Annotated in this window: 11 protein-coding genes; 9 read left to right on the forward strand and 2 right to left on the reverse strand. The window is 68.3% G+C overall.

The annotated features are described in order from the left end of the window. The first annotated feature begins 18 nt into the window (after positions 1 to 18). Positions 19 to 2,346 (forward strand): methyl-accepting chemotaxis protein, encoded by a 2,328-nt coding sequence (locus BLQ28_RS28490; RefSeq protein WP_093246686.1) that lies wholly within the window; start codon positions 19 to 21, stop codon positions 2,344 to 2,346. Positions 2,347 to 2,374: 28 nt separating this feature from the next. Then, positions 2,375 to 8,497 (forward strand): hybrid sensor histidine kinase/response regulator, encoded by a 6,123-nt coding sequence (locus BLQ28_RS28495; protein WP_093246687.1) that lies wholly within the window; start codon positions 2,375 to 2,377, stop codon positions 8,495 to 8,497. Between the two features lie 48 nt (positions 8,498 to 8,545). On the opposite strand, the gene BLQ28_RS28500 is transcribed toward BLQ28_RS28495, so the two are convergent. Beyond that, on the reverse strand, positions 8,546 to 10,048 hold the full coding sequence (locus BLQ28_RS28500; RefSeq protein WP_093246688.1) for a cryptochrome/photolyase family protein: 1,503 nt from the start codon (positions 10,046 to 10,048) through the stop codon (positions 8,546 to 8,548). On the opposite strand from BLQ28_RS28500, the gene BLQ28_RS28505 reads away from it, so the two are divergent. The 6 genes from BLQ28_RS28505 (at position 10,049) to BLQ28_RS28530 (ending at position 14,737) form a co-directional block, all read left to right on the forward strand. Continuing rightward, positions 10,049 to 10,648 carry a YqgE/AlgH family protein gene (locus BLQ28_RS28505; RefSeq protein ID WP_093246689.1) on the forward strand — a complete coding sequence of 200 codons (600 nt, stop codon included), beginning with the start codon at positions 10,049 to 10,051 and terminating at the stop codon, positions 10,646 to 10,648. 118 nt (positions 10,649 to 10,766) lie between these two features. Beyond that, positions 10,767 to 11,198, forward strand: coding sequence for a Holliday junction resolvase RuvX (gene ruvX, locus BLQ28_RS28510; protein WP_093246690.1), 432 nt, complete (start codon positions 10,767 to 10,769; stop codon positions 11,196 to 11,198). A gap of 5 nt (positions 11,199 to 11,203) precedes the next feature. Further along, entirely contained in the window at positions 11,204 to 11,701 is a 498-nt protein-coding gene (gene pyrR, locus BLQ28_RS28515) for a bifunctional pyr operon transcriptional regulator/uracil phosphoribosyltransferase PyrR (protein WP_093246691.1), read from the forward strand. Beyond that, positions 11,701 to 12,663: an aspartate carbamoyltransferase catalytic subunit gene (locus BLQ28_RS28520; RefSeq protein ID WP_093246692.1), complete on the forward strand. Its 963-nt coding sequence runs from the start codon at positions 11,701 to 11,703 to the stop codon at positions 12,661 to 12,663. The genes pyrR and BLQ28_RS28520 overlap by 1 nt, the downstream gene beginning before the upstream one ends. Then, on the forward strand, positions 12,660 to 13,946 hold the full coding sequence (locus tag BLQ28_RS28525; RefSeq protein ID WP_093246693.1) for a dihydroorotase: 1,287 nt from the start codon (positions 12,660 to 12,662) through the stop codon (positions 13,944 to 13,946). The genes BLQ28_RS28520 and BLQ28_RS28525 overlap by 4 nt, the downstream gene beginning before the upstream one ends. A 44-nt stretch (positions 13,947 to 13,990) precedes the next feature. Further along, positions 13,991 to 14,737, forward strand: a complete 747-nt coding sequence (locus BLQ28_RS28530) for a lysophospholipid acyltransferase family protein (protein WP_093246694.1) — start codon at positions 13,991 to 13,993, stop codon at positions 14,735 to 14,737. Between the two features lie 274 nt (positions 14,738 to 15,011). Here BLQ28_RS28530 and BLQ28_RS28535 read toward each other — a convergent pair whose 3' ends face one another. Beyond that, complete coding sequence (locus BLQ28_RS28535) at positions 15,012 to 15,809, reverse strand: IclR family transcriptional regulator (RefSeq protein WP_093246695.1); 798 nt, start codon at positions 15,807 to 15,809, stop codon at positions 15,012 to 15,014. Between the two features lie 185 nt (positions 15,810 to 15,994). Here BLQ28_RS28535 and BLQ28_RS28540 point away from each other — a divergent pair, with 185 nt between their 5' ends. Then, a complete protein-coding gene (locus BLQ28_RS28540) occupies positions 15,995 to 17,755 on the forward strand; it encodes an FAD-dependent oxidoreductase (RefSeq protein WP_093246696.1) in 1,761 nt (586 codons plus the stop codon). The last annotated feature ends 48 nt before the right edge of the window (positions 17,756 to 17,803 follow it).

Raw genomic sequence — 17,803 nt, forward strand, 5'->3', positions numbered from 1 at the left:
CCACCTGAAGGACCGACCGTGAGCTCGATCGCCGACAAGTTCAAGAAATTACTGCCCGTGAGCAACGGGAACGACAAGGCCCGCGTCGACGGCTCCGGTTCGATATCGCTCGACGATGTCGATACGGTTCAGGTTCCGGACGAAAAAACCGTGCGGCTGGCCAAGAAGGGCGCAAGCGCTTCCGCCGCCACGTCGCTCGACACCGGCTTCGGCGATGCAGCCCTGCCCGGCGGTGGCGATGCCGCCAACGAGCCGGGCGCCATGGCGCCCGACGCCGCGCCTCAAGACGCCGGGGGCGGCCGCATCGGCGCGAACCCCGCGCGGCAGCAGCGCATCCTGGCGATCATGCTGGCCGTCGTGGTGTTGCTGCTGCTGCTGGTGGCCGGTTCCGCCATTCTTCGCGCGGAACGCCTCGCGCAACAGGTGGCAGCCACCGGCCAGTCGCTGATGCAGTCGCAGCGTCTGGCCAAGTCGATCTCGCAGGCCCTCGTCGGCAGCGCCTCGGCGTTCGTCGAAGTGAAGGACAGCGCCGACGACCTCTCGCGCCGCGTGTCGGGCCTCACCAACGGCGACGATGCCTTGCGCCTCGAACGCGTGGGCAACCAGTACGACGAGGAGATGAACAAGATCAATCCTCTCGTCGCACGCGCCGACGCCAGCGCCAAGGCCGTGCTGGCCCAGCGCCAGATCCTGACCCAGGTGGGTGCCGCCTTGCGCGACATCAACCAGCAGTCGTCCACGCTGCTCGAAATGACGGAAACCGTCGCGTCGCTGAAGATGCAGCAGAACGCCACGCTGCCTGAAATTTCCGCCGCCGGCCAGCTCGTGATGCTGACGCAGCGTATCGGCAAGTCGACCAACGAGTTCTTCACGGTCGAGGGTGTGAACCCCGACGCCGTGTTCCTGCTCGGCAAGGACTTGAACACCTTCCAGGAAACCACCCGTGGCCTGCTCGACGGCAATGCGCAGCAGCGCTTCCCCGGTTCGAAAGACCCGCAGACCCGCCAGCAGCTCGAAGCCATCCTGAAGACCTACGAGCAGATGCGCACGCAGGCTTCCGCCATTCTGGGCAACCTGCAAGGTCTGGTGGCCGCGCGCGAAGCGCAGGCTTCCATCCTGACCGACAGCGAGCCGCTGCGTAAGTCGCTGGGCGACCTGCAAGACAAGCTCTCGGCACGCACCGGCCTGGGCGCCGGCACCATCGTGCTGCTGTTCGTGCTGTCGCTGGCTGCCCTGGCACTGGCCGGCGCCATCGGTTTCGTGCAGGTGCGCGAAGGCCGCGAGCGTGCCGCCAACGCCGAACGCGAACGTCTGGCTGCCGAGCAGTCTTCCGAAGAAGCGGGCCGCATCAACAACGCCAACCAGGCCGCCATTCTTCGGCTGATGAACGAACTGCAGACAGTGGCCGAAGGCGACCTGACGCAAGAAGCGACCGTGACCGAAGACATCACCGGCGCCATCGCCGACTCGGTGAACTACACGGTGGAAGAACTGCGACTGCTGGTGGGCAACGTGCAGAACACGGCAACGCGCGTGGCGCAGACGACGTCGCAGGTGGAAAGCACCTCGACCGAACTGCTCGCCGCCTCGACCGAACAGCTGCGCGAAATTCGCGAAACCGGCCAGTCGGTGCTGACCATGGCCGAGCGAATCAACGGGGTGTCCTCGCAAGCGCAAGAGTCCGCCACGGTGGCGCGCCAGTCGCTGCAAGCCGCATCGTCGGGTCTGCAGGCCGTGCAGAACGCCATCGGCGGTATGAACTCCATCCGCGACCAGATCCAGGAAACCTCCAAGCGGATCAAGCGCCTGGGCGAATCGTCGCAAGAGATTGGCGAAATCACCGAGCTGATCTCGGACATTACCGAACAGACGAACGTGCTGGCTCTTAACGCCGCCATTCAGGCAGCATCCGCCGGTGAAGCCGGCCGAGGCTTCTCGGTGGTGGCGGAAGAAGTGCAGCGCCTTGCTGAACGCTCCGCAGACGCCACGCGCCAGATTTCGGCGCTGGTGAAGGCCATTCAGACCGACACGCAAGACGCGGTGGGCGCCATGGAGCGTTCCACGCAGGGTGTGGTCGAAGGGGCCAAGCTGTCCGACAACGCAGGTACTGCGCTGACCGAGATTGACCGCGTGTCGCGCCGACTCGCTGACCTCATCGAGCAGATTTCGCAGTCCGCCTCCCGCGAAGCCGATTCGGCCAACGTGGTGGCCGCGAACATCCAGCACATTTTTGCGGTGACGGAGCAGACCGGAGAAGGTACGCGCACCACCGCCCAGCAGGTGCGCGAACTGTCGCAGATGGCCGAGGAACTGCGCCGCTCGGTCGCCCGTTTCAAGATTGCCTGACAAAAGATAAGAACGGCGAGCAACCAACGTGTCGATTCAAACCCCTGCCACGGCCCCCCTCGCCGGCAATGTGCCGGCCACCGAAGACCTCGGGCCGCTGGCCTGGGTGCTGGGAGAAATCCAGAAATCCCTCGACGGTGTGGGCAAGTCGTTGCGGCGCTTCGTGCGCGACGTGGGCTCGGCGGCGGAGCCCGAAAGCGGCCCGCTGCAGATGGCCCGCCAGCAACTGCACCAGGCCGTCGGTGCGCTGCAGATGGTGGGGCATACCTCGCCGGCGCTGGTGCTCGGTGCCATCGAGTTCGCGGTGCAGGGCTTCATTGCCGATCCGCAGCGCTGCACCGACAGCGCAGTCCACAAGATCGAGCGTGCCGGCTTTGCCGTCACCGATTTCCTCAACGCCCTGCTGGCCGGCAAGCCCGTGTCGTCGGTGGCGCTGTTTCCGCAGTACCGCGACGTGCTGGAACTGGTCGGCAACGAGCGCGTGCACCCGGCCGACCTCTGGAGCACCACCTGGCGCTGGGTCGAGATCAAGCCGGCCCTCACGCAGGCGGCCGTGGCCTACGACCCGGCCGTGCGTTCGCGGCTCGACCGCGAAGTGCTGCAACTGATCAAGAGCGGCGACGCGCAGGCCGCACGACGGCTGCATGCGCTGTGCCTGGGGCTCGGACGCGGTGCGCTGCTGCCCCGCGTGGCCAGCTTCTGGACCCTGGCCGCGGGCTTCTTCGAAGCCCTCGCGCTGAACCGCATTCCGGCTGACGCCTACGTCAAGCGCGCCGCCACGCGCGTGCTGCTGCAGTACGCCACGCTGGCGCGCGGCGACAGCGTGGTGTCCGACCGGCTCGGGCAAGACCTGCTGTTCTTCTGCGCGCAGGCCGTGCCCGCCGCGCAAGACGACGCCGCCACGCTGCGCACGGTGCGCAGCGCCTGGGGCATCGCCGGCGAGCAGTACATCGACTACACCGTCGAGCAGTTCGGCCGCTTCGATCCGCTGGTGCTCGCGCAGGCGCGCAAGCGCATCGAGACCGCCAAGGAAATGTGGTCGGCGCTCTCGGGCGGCGACATCACCCGCACGCGCCAGGTGGCCGACACCTTCGCGCAGCTGGGCGAGTCGCTGCAGAAGCTGCATCCGCCGAGCCTGCCGATGGTGCAGGCGCTGACCCATGCGGTCGAAGCGTCCGTGCGTTCCGGCCACGCGCCCGACACCGAGCTCGCGATGGAAGTCGCCACCTCGGTGCTGTATCTGGAAGCCGCGCTCGAAGACCTCGACCCGAGCGATCCGCAGCTCACCGCCCGCACCCTGCAGCTGGCCGGCCGCATCGAACGCGTGCGCGCGGGCGGCCATTCCGAGCCGCTCGAGCCGTGGATGGAAGACCTGTATCGCCGCGTGAGCGATCGCCAGACCATGGGCACCGTGGTCGACGAGCTGCGCAGCCACCTGAGCGAACTTGAAAAGTCGCTCGACCAGTACTTCCGCCGCCCCGCCGAAAAGGGCCTGCTGCGCACCGTGCCGACGCAACTGATGCAAATGCGCGGCGTGTTCTCCGTGCTCGGGCTCGACCAGGCCGCGCACACCGTGCAGCGCATGCGCGACGACGTCGAGGCCATGCTGGTCAGCACCTCGCCCGCCGAGGAAATGGCCGGCTTCGATGCGCTGGGCAACAACCTGGGCGCGCTCGGCTTCCTGATCGACATGCTGGGCTACCAGCCCGCGCTGGCCAAGCGCCTGTTCGTGTTCGACGCCGAAGCCGGCGAACTGAAGCCGCTCATGGGCCGCCAGGCCGTCGACAGCGGCGCCGCCGATGGCGCCACGCCGAGCCCGGCGCCGGCGGCCGAGGTCGTGCTCAGCATCGAGGAAGTCGATGCGCAGATCGCCTCGAAGCTCGCCGCGCTTGCCACGCCCAACCGCAAGGCCAAGCTGTCGCCGATCGAGGAGTTCAGCCGCAAGACCGAAAGCTGGACCTCGAAGATCACCGGCCCGGGCGCGCTGCACGACACCGAGGTGACCGAGCTCGAAGAAGACGACCTGCAGAACATCTTCCTGGACGAAGCCCGCGAAGTGGTGCACAACGGCCTGGCCGCCATCACCGAGCTCGGCAGCCATCCCGACGACACCGAAGAACTCACCATCCTGCGCCGCGCGTTCCACACGCTCAAGGGCAGCTCGCGCATGGTCGGCCTGACCGATTTCGGCGATGCGGCCTGGTCGCTCGAACAGGTGCTCAACACATGGCTGGCCGACCAGCGCAACGCCACGCCCGAACTGCTGTCCGGCACCGAAAGAACGCTGCGCGAATTCGGCCAGTGGGTCGAGGCCATCGCGTCGGGCGAGCCGCACTCGTGGCACGCCGCGCCGTTCAGCCGCGTGGCCCATGCACTGCTGGCCGGCGAGCCGGTGCCCGCGCCGGTGCGCCTGTCCGACCCGGAGGCCCTGGCAGTCGCCGCGCGCCACATCGCTGCCGAAGTGCCCGCACCCGTCGCCGCGCCAGTGCCGCCGTCGGAACTGCCGGACCTGCCCGACCTGTCGTTCCTCGAAGCGCCCGCCCCGGCGGCCGCTGCACCCGCAGCCGCCATCGAAACGCTGGCATGGCAGGAGCCCGAGAAGCAGGCCGCGCCAGAGACCGACGACGATTTCGCATCGACCGACTTCATCGACTTCGAGGCCAAGCAGGTCACCGAGCCCGGTGCCTTGCAGGCGCTGCCCAGCGGCGACGAGTTCGACTTCCTGGCGCCGCCGAAGACGGCTGCGCGTGCAGAGCCCGTCGTTGCCCAGCCGGAGCCCGAATCCATTCCGGAACCCGAGCCCGCCATCGAAGCCTCGGTGCCGACCGCCACCGGCCTGCCCGATCTGGAATGGGTGCCCGAGCCGCTGCCCGTCGAGGCTGGCGAGCCCGAAGTCATCGAAGCTGCACAGCCGCCGCATGAAGAGCTGGTTGCTGAACCGGTGCCGGAACTGCAACTGGCGTCCGAGCCGGAACCGGCGGCCGTGCAAGAACCCGTGCCGGCTGTCGCCGAAGCGGTTGCACCGGTCGAAGTGCATGAGGCGCCAGTCCATGCACATGCCGAGCCGCTCGCTGCCCTGGTTACCCCTGCTGCGCCCGTCGCCACCGAAGAAGCCCCGGAAACGGCGGCACAGCACGCGGAAGCCGCAGCCGTAGCGGCAGCCGCCGAAGAAGCCGCCGCCGTAGCCAGCGCCGAAGACCAGGTCAAGGTGATCGGCCCGCTGCGCATCGGCATCGCGCTCTACAACGTCTACCTCAACGAAGCCGACGAGTGGTCCCGCCAGCTGGCGACCGACGTCGGCGAGTGGGCGCTCGAATCGCACGAACGCCTGCCCGATTCCACCATCGCGCTGGCCCATTCGCTGGCCGGCAGCTCGGCCACCGTCGGCTTCCACAGCCTGTCGGGGATGGCCCGCCTGCTCGAAGCAGCGCTGCAGCATCTGCAGATGCAGGGCAGCGGCTCGCGCGAGCAGGGCATGGTGCTGGTGGCCGCGGCCGACGAACTGCGTCGCCTGCTGCACCAGTTCGCCGTCGGCTTCCTGCGCGACCCCGCCGAAGGCACGCTGCAGGCGCTGCGCGACATCGCCGCGGCGCCGATGCCCACCGAAGTGGCCATGCGCGCCGAAGCCGCGCGTCCGCTGCAACAGGTCGTGGTCGGCAACAACCTGGCCGACGTGGCGCTGGACGATTCCGAAGACGCCATCGACCTGGCCGATGCGGTCGACGTCGACCTGTTCCCGATCTTCGAGGAAGAGGCCGCCGAGTTGCTGCCGCAACTGGGCGAGGCACTGCGCCAGTGGGCGCACCACCCCGACGACAGCGCGCCGCGCGCCTCGGTGCTGCGCACGCTGCACACGCTCAAGGGCAGCGCGCGGCTGGCCGGCGCCATGCGCCTGGGCGAGCGCGCGCACCGCATGGAGTCCGAGATCGAAGTCCTGGGCTCCCAAGGCGCCGAGCGCTCCGACATCGAGAAGCTGCTCACGCGCCTGGACACGCTGCAAGCCACCTTCGACGCCCTGCGCGCCGCGGACGATGCCACGCAGGTCGAGATGGCCCAACTGGTCGCGGCCGCCACGGCTTCCGCACCGGTCGCCGCTTCGCTGCTGCAGGTCACGGCACCGGATGCCGGCGTGCCGGCGAACGACGCCAAGGCCGCGCCGGTGACCAGCGATGAAGACCTGTCCGAAGCCGACGAGCCGTCTACGGCCATGCTGCAACCGCGCCCGGCGCCTGCGCTGCTCGCGCCGCTGCGTGCCGCATCGGGCCAGGCGGTGCGCATCCGCACCCAGCTGCTCGACCGCCTGGTCGCGCAGACCGGCGAGGTCATCATCACGCGCTCGCGGCTCGAAGCCGAACTGGGCCAACTGCGTGGTTCGCTCTCCGACCTCACGGGCAACCTGGACCGCTTGCGCCAGCAGCTGCGCGACATCGAAGTGCAGGCCGAAAGCCAGATGCAGTCGCGACTGGCGCAAGCCAAGGATTCGCAGCAGAGCTTCGACCCGCTCGAGTTCGACCGCTTCACCCGCGTGCAGGAACTGACGCGCATGATGGCCGAGTCGGTCAACGACGTGGCCACCGTGCAGCGCACGCTGCAAAAGACGGTGCAGGCCACGGAAGACGACCTGAGCGTGCAGGCACGCCAGACGCGCGAACTGCAGCGCGGCCTGCTGCGCACGCGCATGGTGGAGTTCGAAGGCATCTCCGACCGCCTCTACCGCGTGGTGCGCCAGGCCTCGAAGGACACCGGCAAGCAGGTGCGCTTGGACATCGTCGGCGGCTCCATCGAAATGGACCGTGGCGTGCTCGACCGCATGACGCCCGCCTTCGAGCATCTGCTGCGCAATTGCGTGGCGCACGGCATCGAAGACTCGGCCGTGCGCGAGAAGGCCGGCAAGGACGCCAGCGGCCTGATCGTCATCGACCTGCACCACGAAGGCAACGACGTCTCGGTGAGCTTCCGCGATGACGGCGCCGGCCTCGACCACAAGCGTATCGCCGAGCGCGCCCGCGCACTCGGCCTGCTCGGGCACGACCAGCAACTGTCGGCCGATGAAGCCACCGAGCTGATCTTCAAGCCCGGCTTCTCGACGGCCGGGCAGGTCTCCGAGCTGGCCGGCCGCGGCATCGGCATGGACGTGGTGCGCGCGCAGATCGCGGCGCTCGGCGGCCGCATCGAAACGCACAGCGCGTCCGGCCAGGGCACGACCTTCAAGCTGGTGCTGCCGCTGACCACCGCCGTGACGCACGTGGTGATGCTGCGCGCGGGCGAGGTGTCGATCGGCGTGCCGTCGAACCTGGTGGAACTGGTGCAGCGCGTGAGCGGGACCGACCTCGAAGCGGCCTACCTGCACAGCAGCCATCCCTTCGGCAGCGAGCAGGTGCCGTTCTACTGGGCCGGCGCGCTGCTGCAGGCCTCGACCCGCAGCGAACACGCGACGGCCAAGAACAACACCATCGTGATCGTGCGAAGCGCGGCACAGCGCGTTGCGCTGCACGTGGACGAAGTGCTGGGCAACCAGGAAGTCGTGGTGAAGAACCTCGGCCCGCAACTGGCGCGGCTGCCCGGCCTGGCCGGCATCTCGGTGCTGGCTTCGGGCGCGGTGGCGCTGATCTACAACCCGGTGGCGCTGGCCTCGGTGCATGGCGAGCAGGCGCGCGAGCGCCAGGCTGCCGCGCTGGCGGTGTCGGCGCATGCCGCCGCTGCCGTGGCCGACCATGGCGCGCCGCAGGAGCCGTTGCCGGTGCTGGCCCCGGTTGCACCGCAAGTGCCGCTGGTGCTGGTGGTCGACGACTCCATCACCGTGCGCCGCGTCACGCAGCGCCTGCTGCAGCGCGAAGGCTATCGCGTGTCGCTCGCGGCCGACGGCCTGCAGGCGCTCGAACGCCTGCAACAAGAGCGCCCGGCCGTGGTGCTGTCGGACATCGAGATGCCGCGCATGGACGGTTTCGACCTGGCGCGCAACATCCGCGCCGACGCCGCGCTGGCCGAGCTGCCGATCATCATGATCACCTCGCGCATCGCCGAGAAGCACCGCGACTACGCGCGCACGCTGGGCGTGAACCACTACCTGGGCAAGCCGTACTCGGAAGAGGAACTGCTGCGCTTGGTGCGTGCGTACACGAGCGAGCCGGCTTTGGCGGCAGCGGCCTGAAGTTCAGCAGGCGTGCGTTGAAAAACAAAAGGGGCCTTCGGGCCCTTTTTATTTTTGCGCCACTGCCTTGGCCCGCGCCACGCCATAACGCTGCAGCGTTTTCTCGCGCGCTTCGGCATGGTCCACCACCGGCAGCGGGTAGGTCTCGCCGAGCTTGATGCCCGCCGCCTCCAGCTCCACCGGCGATGCCGTCCACGGCGCATGGATCGCGGCGTTCGACAGCCCCGCCAGTTGCGGCAGGTAGCGGCGAATGAACTTGCCCTCGGGGTCGAAGCGCTCGCTTTGCGTCACCGGATTGAAGATGCGGAAGTAGGGCTGGGCGTCGCAGCCGCTGGAGCTGGCCCACTGCCAGCCGCCGTTGTTGGAGGCCAGCTCGAAGTCGTTCAGGTGCAGCGCGAAGTAGCGCTCGCCGCGCCGCCAGTCCAGGCCCAGGTCCTTGCAAAGAAAGCTGGCCACCACCATGCGCAGGCGGTTGTGCATGTAGCCGCTCTGGTTGATTTGCAGCATGGCGGCATCGACCAGCGGGTAGCCCGTGCGGCCCTCGCACCAGGCGCTGAAGAGCTGGTCGGCATGCTTGCCGTGGTGCCACTGGATCTTGTCGTACTCGGGCCGGAAGCTCTTCGACTCGCCGTTGGCGTGCACGTGCGGAAAGTGCGCCAGGATCTGGAAGTAGAAGTCGCGCCAGATCAGCTCGCTCAGCCAGGTCGAGGCGCCGGCATTGCCCTGCAGCGACAGCTGGTGCGCCACACCGGCCATCTGCCGGATCGACACCGTGCCGAAGCGCAGGTGCACGCCCATGTAGCTGGGGCCGCGCACGGCCGGGAAGTTGCGCGCGGCGTCGTAGCGGTCGATGCGCTCGAAGAAGTCTTCGAACAGCGCGCCGGCACCGCGCGTGCCGGTGGGGATCTCCAGCGCCCCGAGGTTGCTTTTGGCAAAGCCGATGTCCGCCAGCGACGGAACCGGTGCCCGCAAGGCCTCGGGCAGTGGCGCCAGCGCGTCGGCATGGCCGCGCACCGGGTACGACTTGAGGAAGAAGGCGTCGACCTTGGCCAGCCAGGCCCGCTTGTAGGGCGTGAACACCGTGTAGGGCTGGCCGGCCTGGGTCATGACCTCGTCGCGGTCGAAGACGGTCGAGTCCTTGTAGGTGTGGAAGGTGACGCCCGCATTGGCTAGCGCGCCGAACACCTTGGCGTCGCGCGCCAGCGCATCGGGCTCGTCGTCGCGGTTGGCAAAGACGGCCTGCACGCCCAGCTCGCGTGCCAGCGCGGGAATCTCCTGGACCGCCATGGCATGCCGCACGATCAGCCCGCCGCCCAGCGCGCGCAGCTCGGCTTCGAGCTCGACCAGCGATTCCCGGATGAATTCCACCCGCCGGTCGACGGTGGGCAGCGTGTCCAGGATGGCCTTGTCGAACACGAAAACGCAGACCACCTGCCGGCAGGCCCGCAACGCCCGGTAGAGGGCCGCGTTGTCGTCCACGCGAAGGTCGCGGCGGAACCACATGAGCCCTTTGGGATAGGTCTTGTCGACGGCCAGTAAAATCGGGGGCATATGGCCGCCGATTCTGCCCCGATGAACCTCACGCATCACTTTTTGATAGCGATGCCCGGGATGGAAGACAAAACTTTCAACCGCAGCGTCGTGTACCTCTGCGAACACAGCGAGCGCGGTGCGCTCGGCCTGGTGATCAACAAACCCAGCGACATCAACCTCAAGGTGCTTTTCGAGAAGATCGAGCTGCACCTGGCCCGCCCCGAACTGGGCGAGGCCCCCGTTTTCCAGGGCGGCCCGGTTCAGACCGAGCGCGGCTTCGTGCTGCACGAGCCGGTCTTCACCCATGCCGAGAAGCCCGAGGAATCGGTCTACGCCTCGACCATGACCATCCCCGGCGGGCTCGAAATGACCACCTCGAAAGACGTGCTGGAGGCCCTGGCCACCGGTGCCGGTCCGCGCAAGGTGCTGGTCTCGCTGGGCTATTCGGCCTGGGGCGAGGGCCAGCTCGAGTCCGAACTGGCCGAGAACAGCTGGCTCACCGTCGGCGCCGACCCGGCCGTGATCTTCGATACGCCGGTCGAGCAGCGCTACGACAAGGCGCTGATGCTGCTGGGGCTCGAAGCCTGGAAGCTCTCCCCCGAAGCAGGACACGCTTGATGACCTTGGCTCGCCCCCAGTCTTCGCGCACTTCGTGTCGCTTCGCCAACCCCCTGCCGGGGGCGGGCCGGCCGCTTCGGGCGGCCGGGCGCGGCGGCCCCCTGTGATTGAACCGACGATGTCCGACAGTGCTCCGTCTTCCTCTGCTCCCGTCGTCGTTCCTGCCCATTTCCAGACTTTCCTGGCCTTCGATTTCGGCCTGAAGCGCACCGGCGTCGCCAGCGGCAACCGCCTGCTGGCCACCGCCACCCCGCAGCCCACCATCAAGGCTGAGGGCGACGCCCGCTTCGCGCAGGTCGAGGCGCGCATCAAGGAATGGCAGCCCGACGCACTGGTGATCGGCGTGCCGTACCACCCCGATGGCGCTCCGCACGAGAACACCCGCCGCGCGCAGAAGTTCGCGCGCCAGTTGCGCGGGCGTTTCAACCTTCAGGTGTTCGAGGTCGATGAGCGCTACAGCACCACCGAGGCCCTGTCGTCGGGCGCGCGCGACGCCGATGCCGCGTCGGCCTGCATCATCCTGGAGCAATTCCTGAGGAGCCTTTCGTGAGTCCAGTGAACTCCATCCCCGACGCCGAAGCGCTCTACACGAAGCTGCTGGCCGGCGTGAAGACGCTGATGCGCCCCGAGACCCGGTTGGTCGGCATCACCTCCGGCGGTGCCTGGCTGGTGGAGCGGCTGCAGAAAGACCTGGGCCTGCCCGGTACGCCCGGCATCATTTCGTCGGCCATGCACCGCGACGACTTCGCGCGCCGTGGCCTGTCGGCCAGCGCGCAGACCGCGCTGCCCTTCGACGTCAACGGCACCGACGTGCTGCTGCTCGACGACGTGCTCTACACCGGCCGCACCATCCGCGCGGTGCTCAACGAGCTGTTCGACTTCGGCCGTCCGGCCTGCGTGCGGCTCGCCGTGCTGGTCGATCGCGGCGGGCGCGAGCTGCCGGTCGCGGCCGACTTCGCGGCCACCACGCTCACGCTGCCCGACACGCAGTTGCTGGCCCTTGCACGCGCTGCCGACGGCGCGTTCAGCCTCAAGGTGGAGGAAAGCAAGTAATGCTCTACAAGCGAAACCCCCAGCTCAACAAGAACGGCGAGCTGATCCACCTGTTGTCGATCGAGGGCCTGCCCAAGGCCATCCTCACGCACATCCTCGATACCGCCGCCAACTTCACGAGCGTGAGCGACCGCGAGGTGAAGAAGGTGCCGCTGCTGCGCGGCAAGAGCGTGTTCAACCTGTTCTTCGAGAACAGCACGCGCACGCGCACCACCTTCGAGATCGCGGCCAAGCGCCTGAGCGCCGACGTCATCAACCTCGACATCGCGCGTTCTTCGGCCACCAAGGGCGAGTCGCTGCTCGACACCATCGCCAACCTGAGCGCGATGGCAGCCGACCTGTTCGTGGTGCGACACAGCGAGTCGGGCGCGCCGTACCTGATCGCGCAGCACGTCGCGCCGCACGTGCACGTGGTGAACGCCGGCGACGGCCGCCATGCGCACCCGACGCAGGGGCTGCTCGACATGTACACGATCCGTCACTACAAGAAAGACTTCGCGAACCTCACGGTCGCGATCGTCGGCGACGTGCTGCATTCGCGCGTGGCGCGCTCCGACATCCATGCGCTGACCACGCTCGGCTGCGCCGAAGTGCGCGTGGTCGGCCCGAAGACGCTCGTGCCCGGCGACATGGCCGGCATGGGCGTGCGCGTGTGCCACACGCTCGAAGAAGGCATCAAGGACTGCGACGTCATCATCATGCTGCGGCTGCAGAACGAGCGCATGAGCGGCGCGCTGCTGCCTTCGTCGCAGGAGTTCTTCAAGACCTACGGCCTCACGCCCGAGAAGCTGCAGCTGGCCAAGCCCGATGCCATCGTGATGCACCCGGGGCCGATCAATCGCGGCGTGGAGATCGACTCCGCCGTGGTCGACGGAAGGCAGAGCGTGATCCTTCCGCAGGTCACTTTCGGCATCGCGGTTCGCATGGCCGTCATGAGCATCGTCGCGGGCAACGAAGCATGAAAACGACACTGATCACCCACGGCCGCGTCATCGACCCCGCATCGGGCATCGACAAGAAGATCGACATCGCCATCGCCGACGGCAAGATCGTTGCCATCGGCAACACGCCCGTCGGCTTCAAGCCCGACCGCACCATCGACGCGACGGATTGCGTGGTCGCGCCGGGCCTCGTCGACCTGGCCGCGCGCCTGCGTGAACCGGGCTACGAACACGAAGGCATGCTCGAGAGCGAAATGGCCGCGGCCATTGCCGGTGGCGTCACCAGCCTCGTGTGCCCGCCCGACACCGACCCGGTGCTCGACGAGCCCGGCCTGGTCGAGATGCTCAAGTTCCGTGCCGAGAAGCTGCAGTGCGCGCGCCTGTTCCCGCTCGGCGCGCTCACGCGCAACCTCGCCGGCGGCGTGCTGACCGAGATGGCCGAACTCACCGAGGCCGGCTGCATCGGCTTCAGCCAGGCCGATGTGCCGCTGGCCGACACGCAGGTGCTGCAACGCGCGCTGCTGTACGCCAGCACCTTCGGCTACACCGTGTGGCTGCGTCCGCAAGACCGCGACCTCGGCAAGGGCGTCGCGGCCAGCGGCCCGCTCGCCACGCGGCTCGGCCTTGCGGGCGTGCCCGTGTCGGCCGAGACGATCGCCATCTTCACCATCGTCGAACTGATGAAGAGCACCGGCGCGCGCGTGCACCTGTGCCGCATCTCCAGCGCACGCGGCGTGGCGCTGGTGCGCGAGGCCAAGGCGCAGGGCCTGCCGCTCACGTGCGACGTCAGCATCAACTCGCTGCACCTGGCCGATGTCGACATCGGTTACTTCGACAGCCGCGCGCGCCTGAACCCGCCGCTGCGCCAGCAGGGCGACCGCGAGGCGCTGTCGGCTGCGCTGGCCGACGGCACCATCGACGCGCTGGTGTCCGACCACACGCCGGTCGAAGCCGACGCCAAGACGCTGCCCTTCGCGGAAGCCGAGCCGGGCGCCACCGGGCTCGAACTGCTGCTGCCGCTCGCGCTGCAGTGGGGCGAGCGCAGCGGCGTGGGCATGGCGCGCGCCATCGAAGTCGTCACCTCGGCGCCGGCGCGCCTGCTGGCCGCCGCCGATGCGGACACCGGCATCGGCCGCCTCATTGAAGGCGGCGTGGCCGACCTGTGCATCTTCGAGCCGTCGCTCGAATGGCAGGTGAAGCCCGACGCGCTCAAGAGCCAGGGCAAGCACACGCCGTTCTCGGGCTACCCGCTCGTGGGCCGCGCACGCCACACGCTGGTGGCCGGCCGCGTCGTGCACGGCTGACACGCCGCGGCAACAGGACAAAGAAAAAGAGGACCCCCGTCCAGATGCTCCATTCTCTGAAGGCCTGCTGGCGCCTGCTGCATGCGGTGGGGCATGCGCTGGTCGGCTGGTGGACGATCCGCTTCACCTTTCCGAGCCTGTCGCAGGCCGAGCGCAATGCGCGCGTGCAGGCCTGGTCCAGGCGCATGCTCGAGATCATGGGCATCACGCTCAGGGTGCAGGGCACGCCGCCCGCCGAAGGGCCGGTGCTGCTGATCAGCAACCACCTCTCGTGGCTCGACATCACCACCATCCATGCGGCGCGCCACGTGCGCTTCGTGTCGAAGTCGGGCGTGAAGCACTGGCCGCTGATCGGCCGGCTGTCGACCGGCGCGGGCTCGCTCTACATCGAGCGCGAACGCCGCCGCGACGCGCTGCGCGTGGTGCACCACATGACCGAGGCACTGCGCAACGGCGACCTGATCGGCGTGTTCCCCGAAGGCACCACGAGCGACGGGCGCGGGCTGCTGCCGTTCCATGCCAACCTGCTGCAGGCGGCCATATCGTCGGGCGCGCCGGTGCTGCCCGTGGCCCTGCGCTTTGCCGATGCGGCCACCGGCGAGACCAGCCAGGCCCCGCGCTACATCGACGACGACAACCTCGTGGCGTCGCTCTGGAACACGTTGCGCGCGCCGCCGCTGCTGGCCATCGTGCGCTTCGGCGAGCCGCAGGATTCGCACGGCCGCGAGCGCCGTGCCTGGGCGCAGTCGCTGCACGAAGACGTGCAGCAGTTGCGCCGCGAGACCTACTGAGCCGCCAAAAAAAAGAGCGCCCGTGCAAGGGGCGCTGAACGGCGCGGACGCGCCGCAGGGGGAAGCCGGGTTCGTGGCGCTCGCGTTCAGAGAATGCCGAAGACCTTCAGGCCGATGATTACGATGAGCGGCACGCCGCAGAGCCAAAGGATGATGCTTTTCATGAGCGGGGTCTCCGGGAGGTAAGTAGGCCTCTACAGTGCCGGCGCCCCTGCGCGCCACTTGCGGGAGAAAGCTAGTCACGCGCGTGAGCGCGTGCCTACACCCCGGCGCTTCAGGCTTGCTCGTCCGCGGGCACGAAGCCCAGGCGGCGCGAAATTTCCAGCGCGCAGGCCCTCAGCGGCACCGCGACGCGGCCTTCCCAGTCGCGGTCGAAGGTGGCCTCGGGGCCCATCGCCGTGATGCCCAGCACCAGGTTGTTGGTCGAGTCGAACACCGGCGCGCAGAAGGCGTCGATGCCCGGGATCGGCTGGCCCAGCGTGCGCGACATGCCGTGCAGCCGCGTCTCGACCAGCAGGGCCTCGATCTGCGCCCGCGAGAGTTCGGTCGTGGCGCCGCGCCCGTCCGCCGGGCGCGTGCGCGCCAGGTCTTCCAGCATCATCTTCTCGACCACCTTGGGCGGCAGGTAGGCCGCGAACAGCCGGCCCGTGGCCGTGTAGGCCAGCGACATCACGGTGCCGGTGCGCAGGTTCACGTGCAGCGGATGGATGGGCTCTTCGAGCCGCACGACGGTGGGCCCGAAGTTGCCCCACACGGCCACCGCGATGCTTTGCTCGGTCTCGGACGCGAGCGCCTCGATCAGCGGCGAGGCCTCCTTGATCGGGTCCAGCCGCTGCAGCTTGGCCAGGCCCAGCTGCAGGGCCAGCGGGCCCAGCTCGTAACGGCCCGCGCTGTCCTGCACGACGAAGCCGACCTTCAGAAAACTGACGAGGTAAGGGTGCGCCTTGCCGACAGGAACGCCCGCCGACTTGCCGAGATCGCGCAGCGCCATGGGCGCGACATGCCGGCCGAGCGCGACCAGCAGCTGCGTTCCGATTTCGACTGACTGAATGCCACGTCTTGGCTTTTCCATGGGGCGCCCGGCGTGGGGGTTGAGAGTGGGGGCGAGTATAGCCATCAGGGTTTTCACTGATATTGTCATGATCAATCGACAATGATTGATCATCTGATAGTAACTAAACGACTTGACCATATCAATGTCGCTGCCTAAACTCCGCCGCAACTTAAGTCGTACACACAGAGGCAAGACAGGCAGAGATGGAACAGAACACTTTTGAATGCGATGTGCTGGTCGTCGGCAGCGGCGCCTCGGGCATGTCCACCGCCATCACGGCGGCTTCGCAGGGGTTGAAGGTGCTGGTGGTCGACAAGGAGCCGCGCTTTGGCGGCACCACCGCGCGCTCGGGCGGCTGGCTGTGGATTCCGGGCACGCGCCTGGCCACCGAGCAGGGCATCCACGAACCCAAAGGCGCCGCGCTCGCCTACATGCGGCACGAGACCACCACCCACTTCGACGCGGCGCGCGTCGGTGCTTTCCTGGACATGGGCCCCAAGGCCATCGACTTCTTCACGCGCAAGACCTGCGTGCAGTTCGACATGCCGGCGGTGTTTCCCGACTACCACGCCGAAGCGCCCGGCGGCCAGCAGGGCGGCCGCTCGATGGTCACGCGGCCGTTCGATGGCCGCGAACTCGGCAAGCGCGTGAAGCTGCTGGCGCCGCCGCTGCCCGAACTCACCGTGTTCGGGATGATGTTGGGCTCGGGCCCCGAGATCAAACACTTCATGCGGGCCTTCAAGTCGCCGACCTCGTTCTGGTACGTGACCAAGCGGCTGACCCGTCACTTCCTCGACGTGCTGGGCCATGGGCGCGGCATGACGCTGACCAACGGCAACGCACTGGCCGGCCGCCTCGCCAAGGCCGCGATGGACCTGGACATTCCCGTGTGGCTGTCGTCGCCCGTGAAGAAGCTCGTGGTCGAGTACGACGGCGTTTCGGGCGCGGTCGTGCAGCACGAAGGCAAGAGCGTGCGCGTGGTGGCCAAGCGCGGCGTGGTGCTGGCCTGCGGTGGTTTTCCCTTTGATGTCGAGCGCCGCAAGCAGCTGTTTCCGCATGCGCCCACCGGCAAGGAGCACTACTCGCCATCGCCTTCCACCAACACCGGCGACGGCCTGCGCCTGGCCGAAGCCGTGGGCGGCCGCGTGGACGGCACCATTCCGCATGCGGCGGCCTGGGTGCCCGCATCGGTCACCACGCGCCCCGACGGCACCAAGGGCGTGATGCCCCACTTCATCGACCGCGCCAAGCCCGGCGTGATCGCGGTCACGCCCAAGGGCAAGCGCTTTGCCAACGAAGGCAACTCGTACCACGACTTCGTGCAGGCGATGGTCAAGGCCTGTGAAGGCGAGCCCGAGGTCTCGGCCTGGCTGCTGTGCGACCACAAGGCACTGCGCAACTACGGCCTGGGTTGCGTCGCACCGTCGCCGCTGCCCATCGGCCGTCACCTGAAGAGCGGCTACCTCAAGCGCGGCGCGAGCATCGGCGAGCTGGCGAAAGAAATCGGCATTGCGCCGGCCACGCTCGAGGCCACCGTGCAGGAGTTCAACAAGGGCGCGCGCACCGGCGACGACCCCGCCTTCGGCAAGGGCAGCAAGGCCTACAACCGCTACCAGGGCGACGCCAACGTCACGCCCAACCCCTGCGTCGCGCCGCTGGAAAACGGCCCGTACTACGCCATCCGCCTGGTGATCGGCGACATCGGCACCTTCGCCGGCCTCGTCACCGACGAGAAGACCCGCGTGCTCGACGCCAACCGCCAACCCATCAAGGGGCTCTATGCGGTCGGCAACGACGCGGCCAGCGTGATGGGCGGCAACTACCCCGGCGCGGGCATCACGCTCGGCCCGGCACTGACATTCGGCTACGTGGCGGGCCTGCAGCTCGCGCAGGCCGAGGCCACCGCGGCCGTGCCGCTGAAGGTCGAGCAGCGCGAAGCCGTGCCCGTGAGCCGCAAGGCCTGAGCTTTTCTTTCCAGTCAACGCATCCGCATTCCGTTCATAGAAGAAGGA

Origin of the sequence: Variovorax sp. EL159 (assembly GCF_900100965.1) — a bacterium.
In the GTDB taxonomy this organism is placed as follows: Bacteria; Pseudomonadota; Gammaproteobacteria; order Burkholderiales; family Burkholderiaceae_C; genus Variovorax.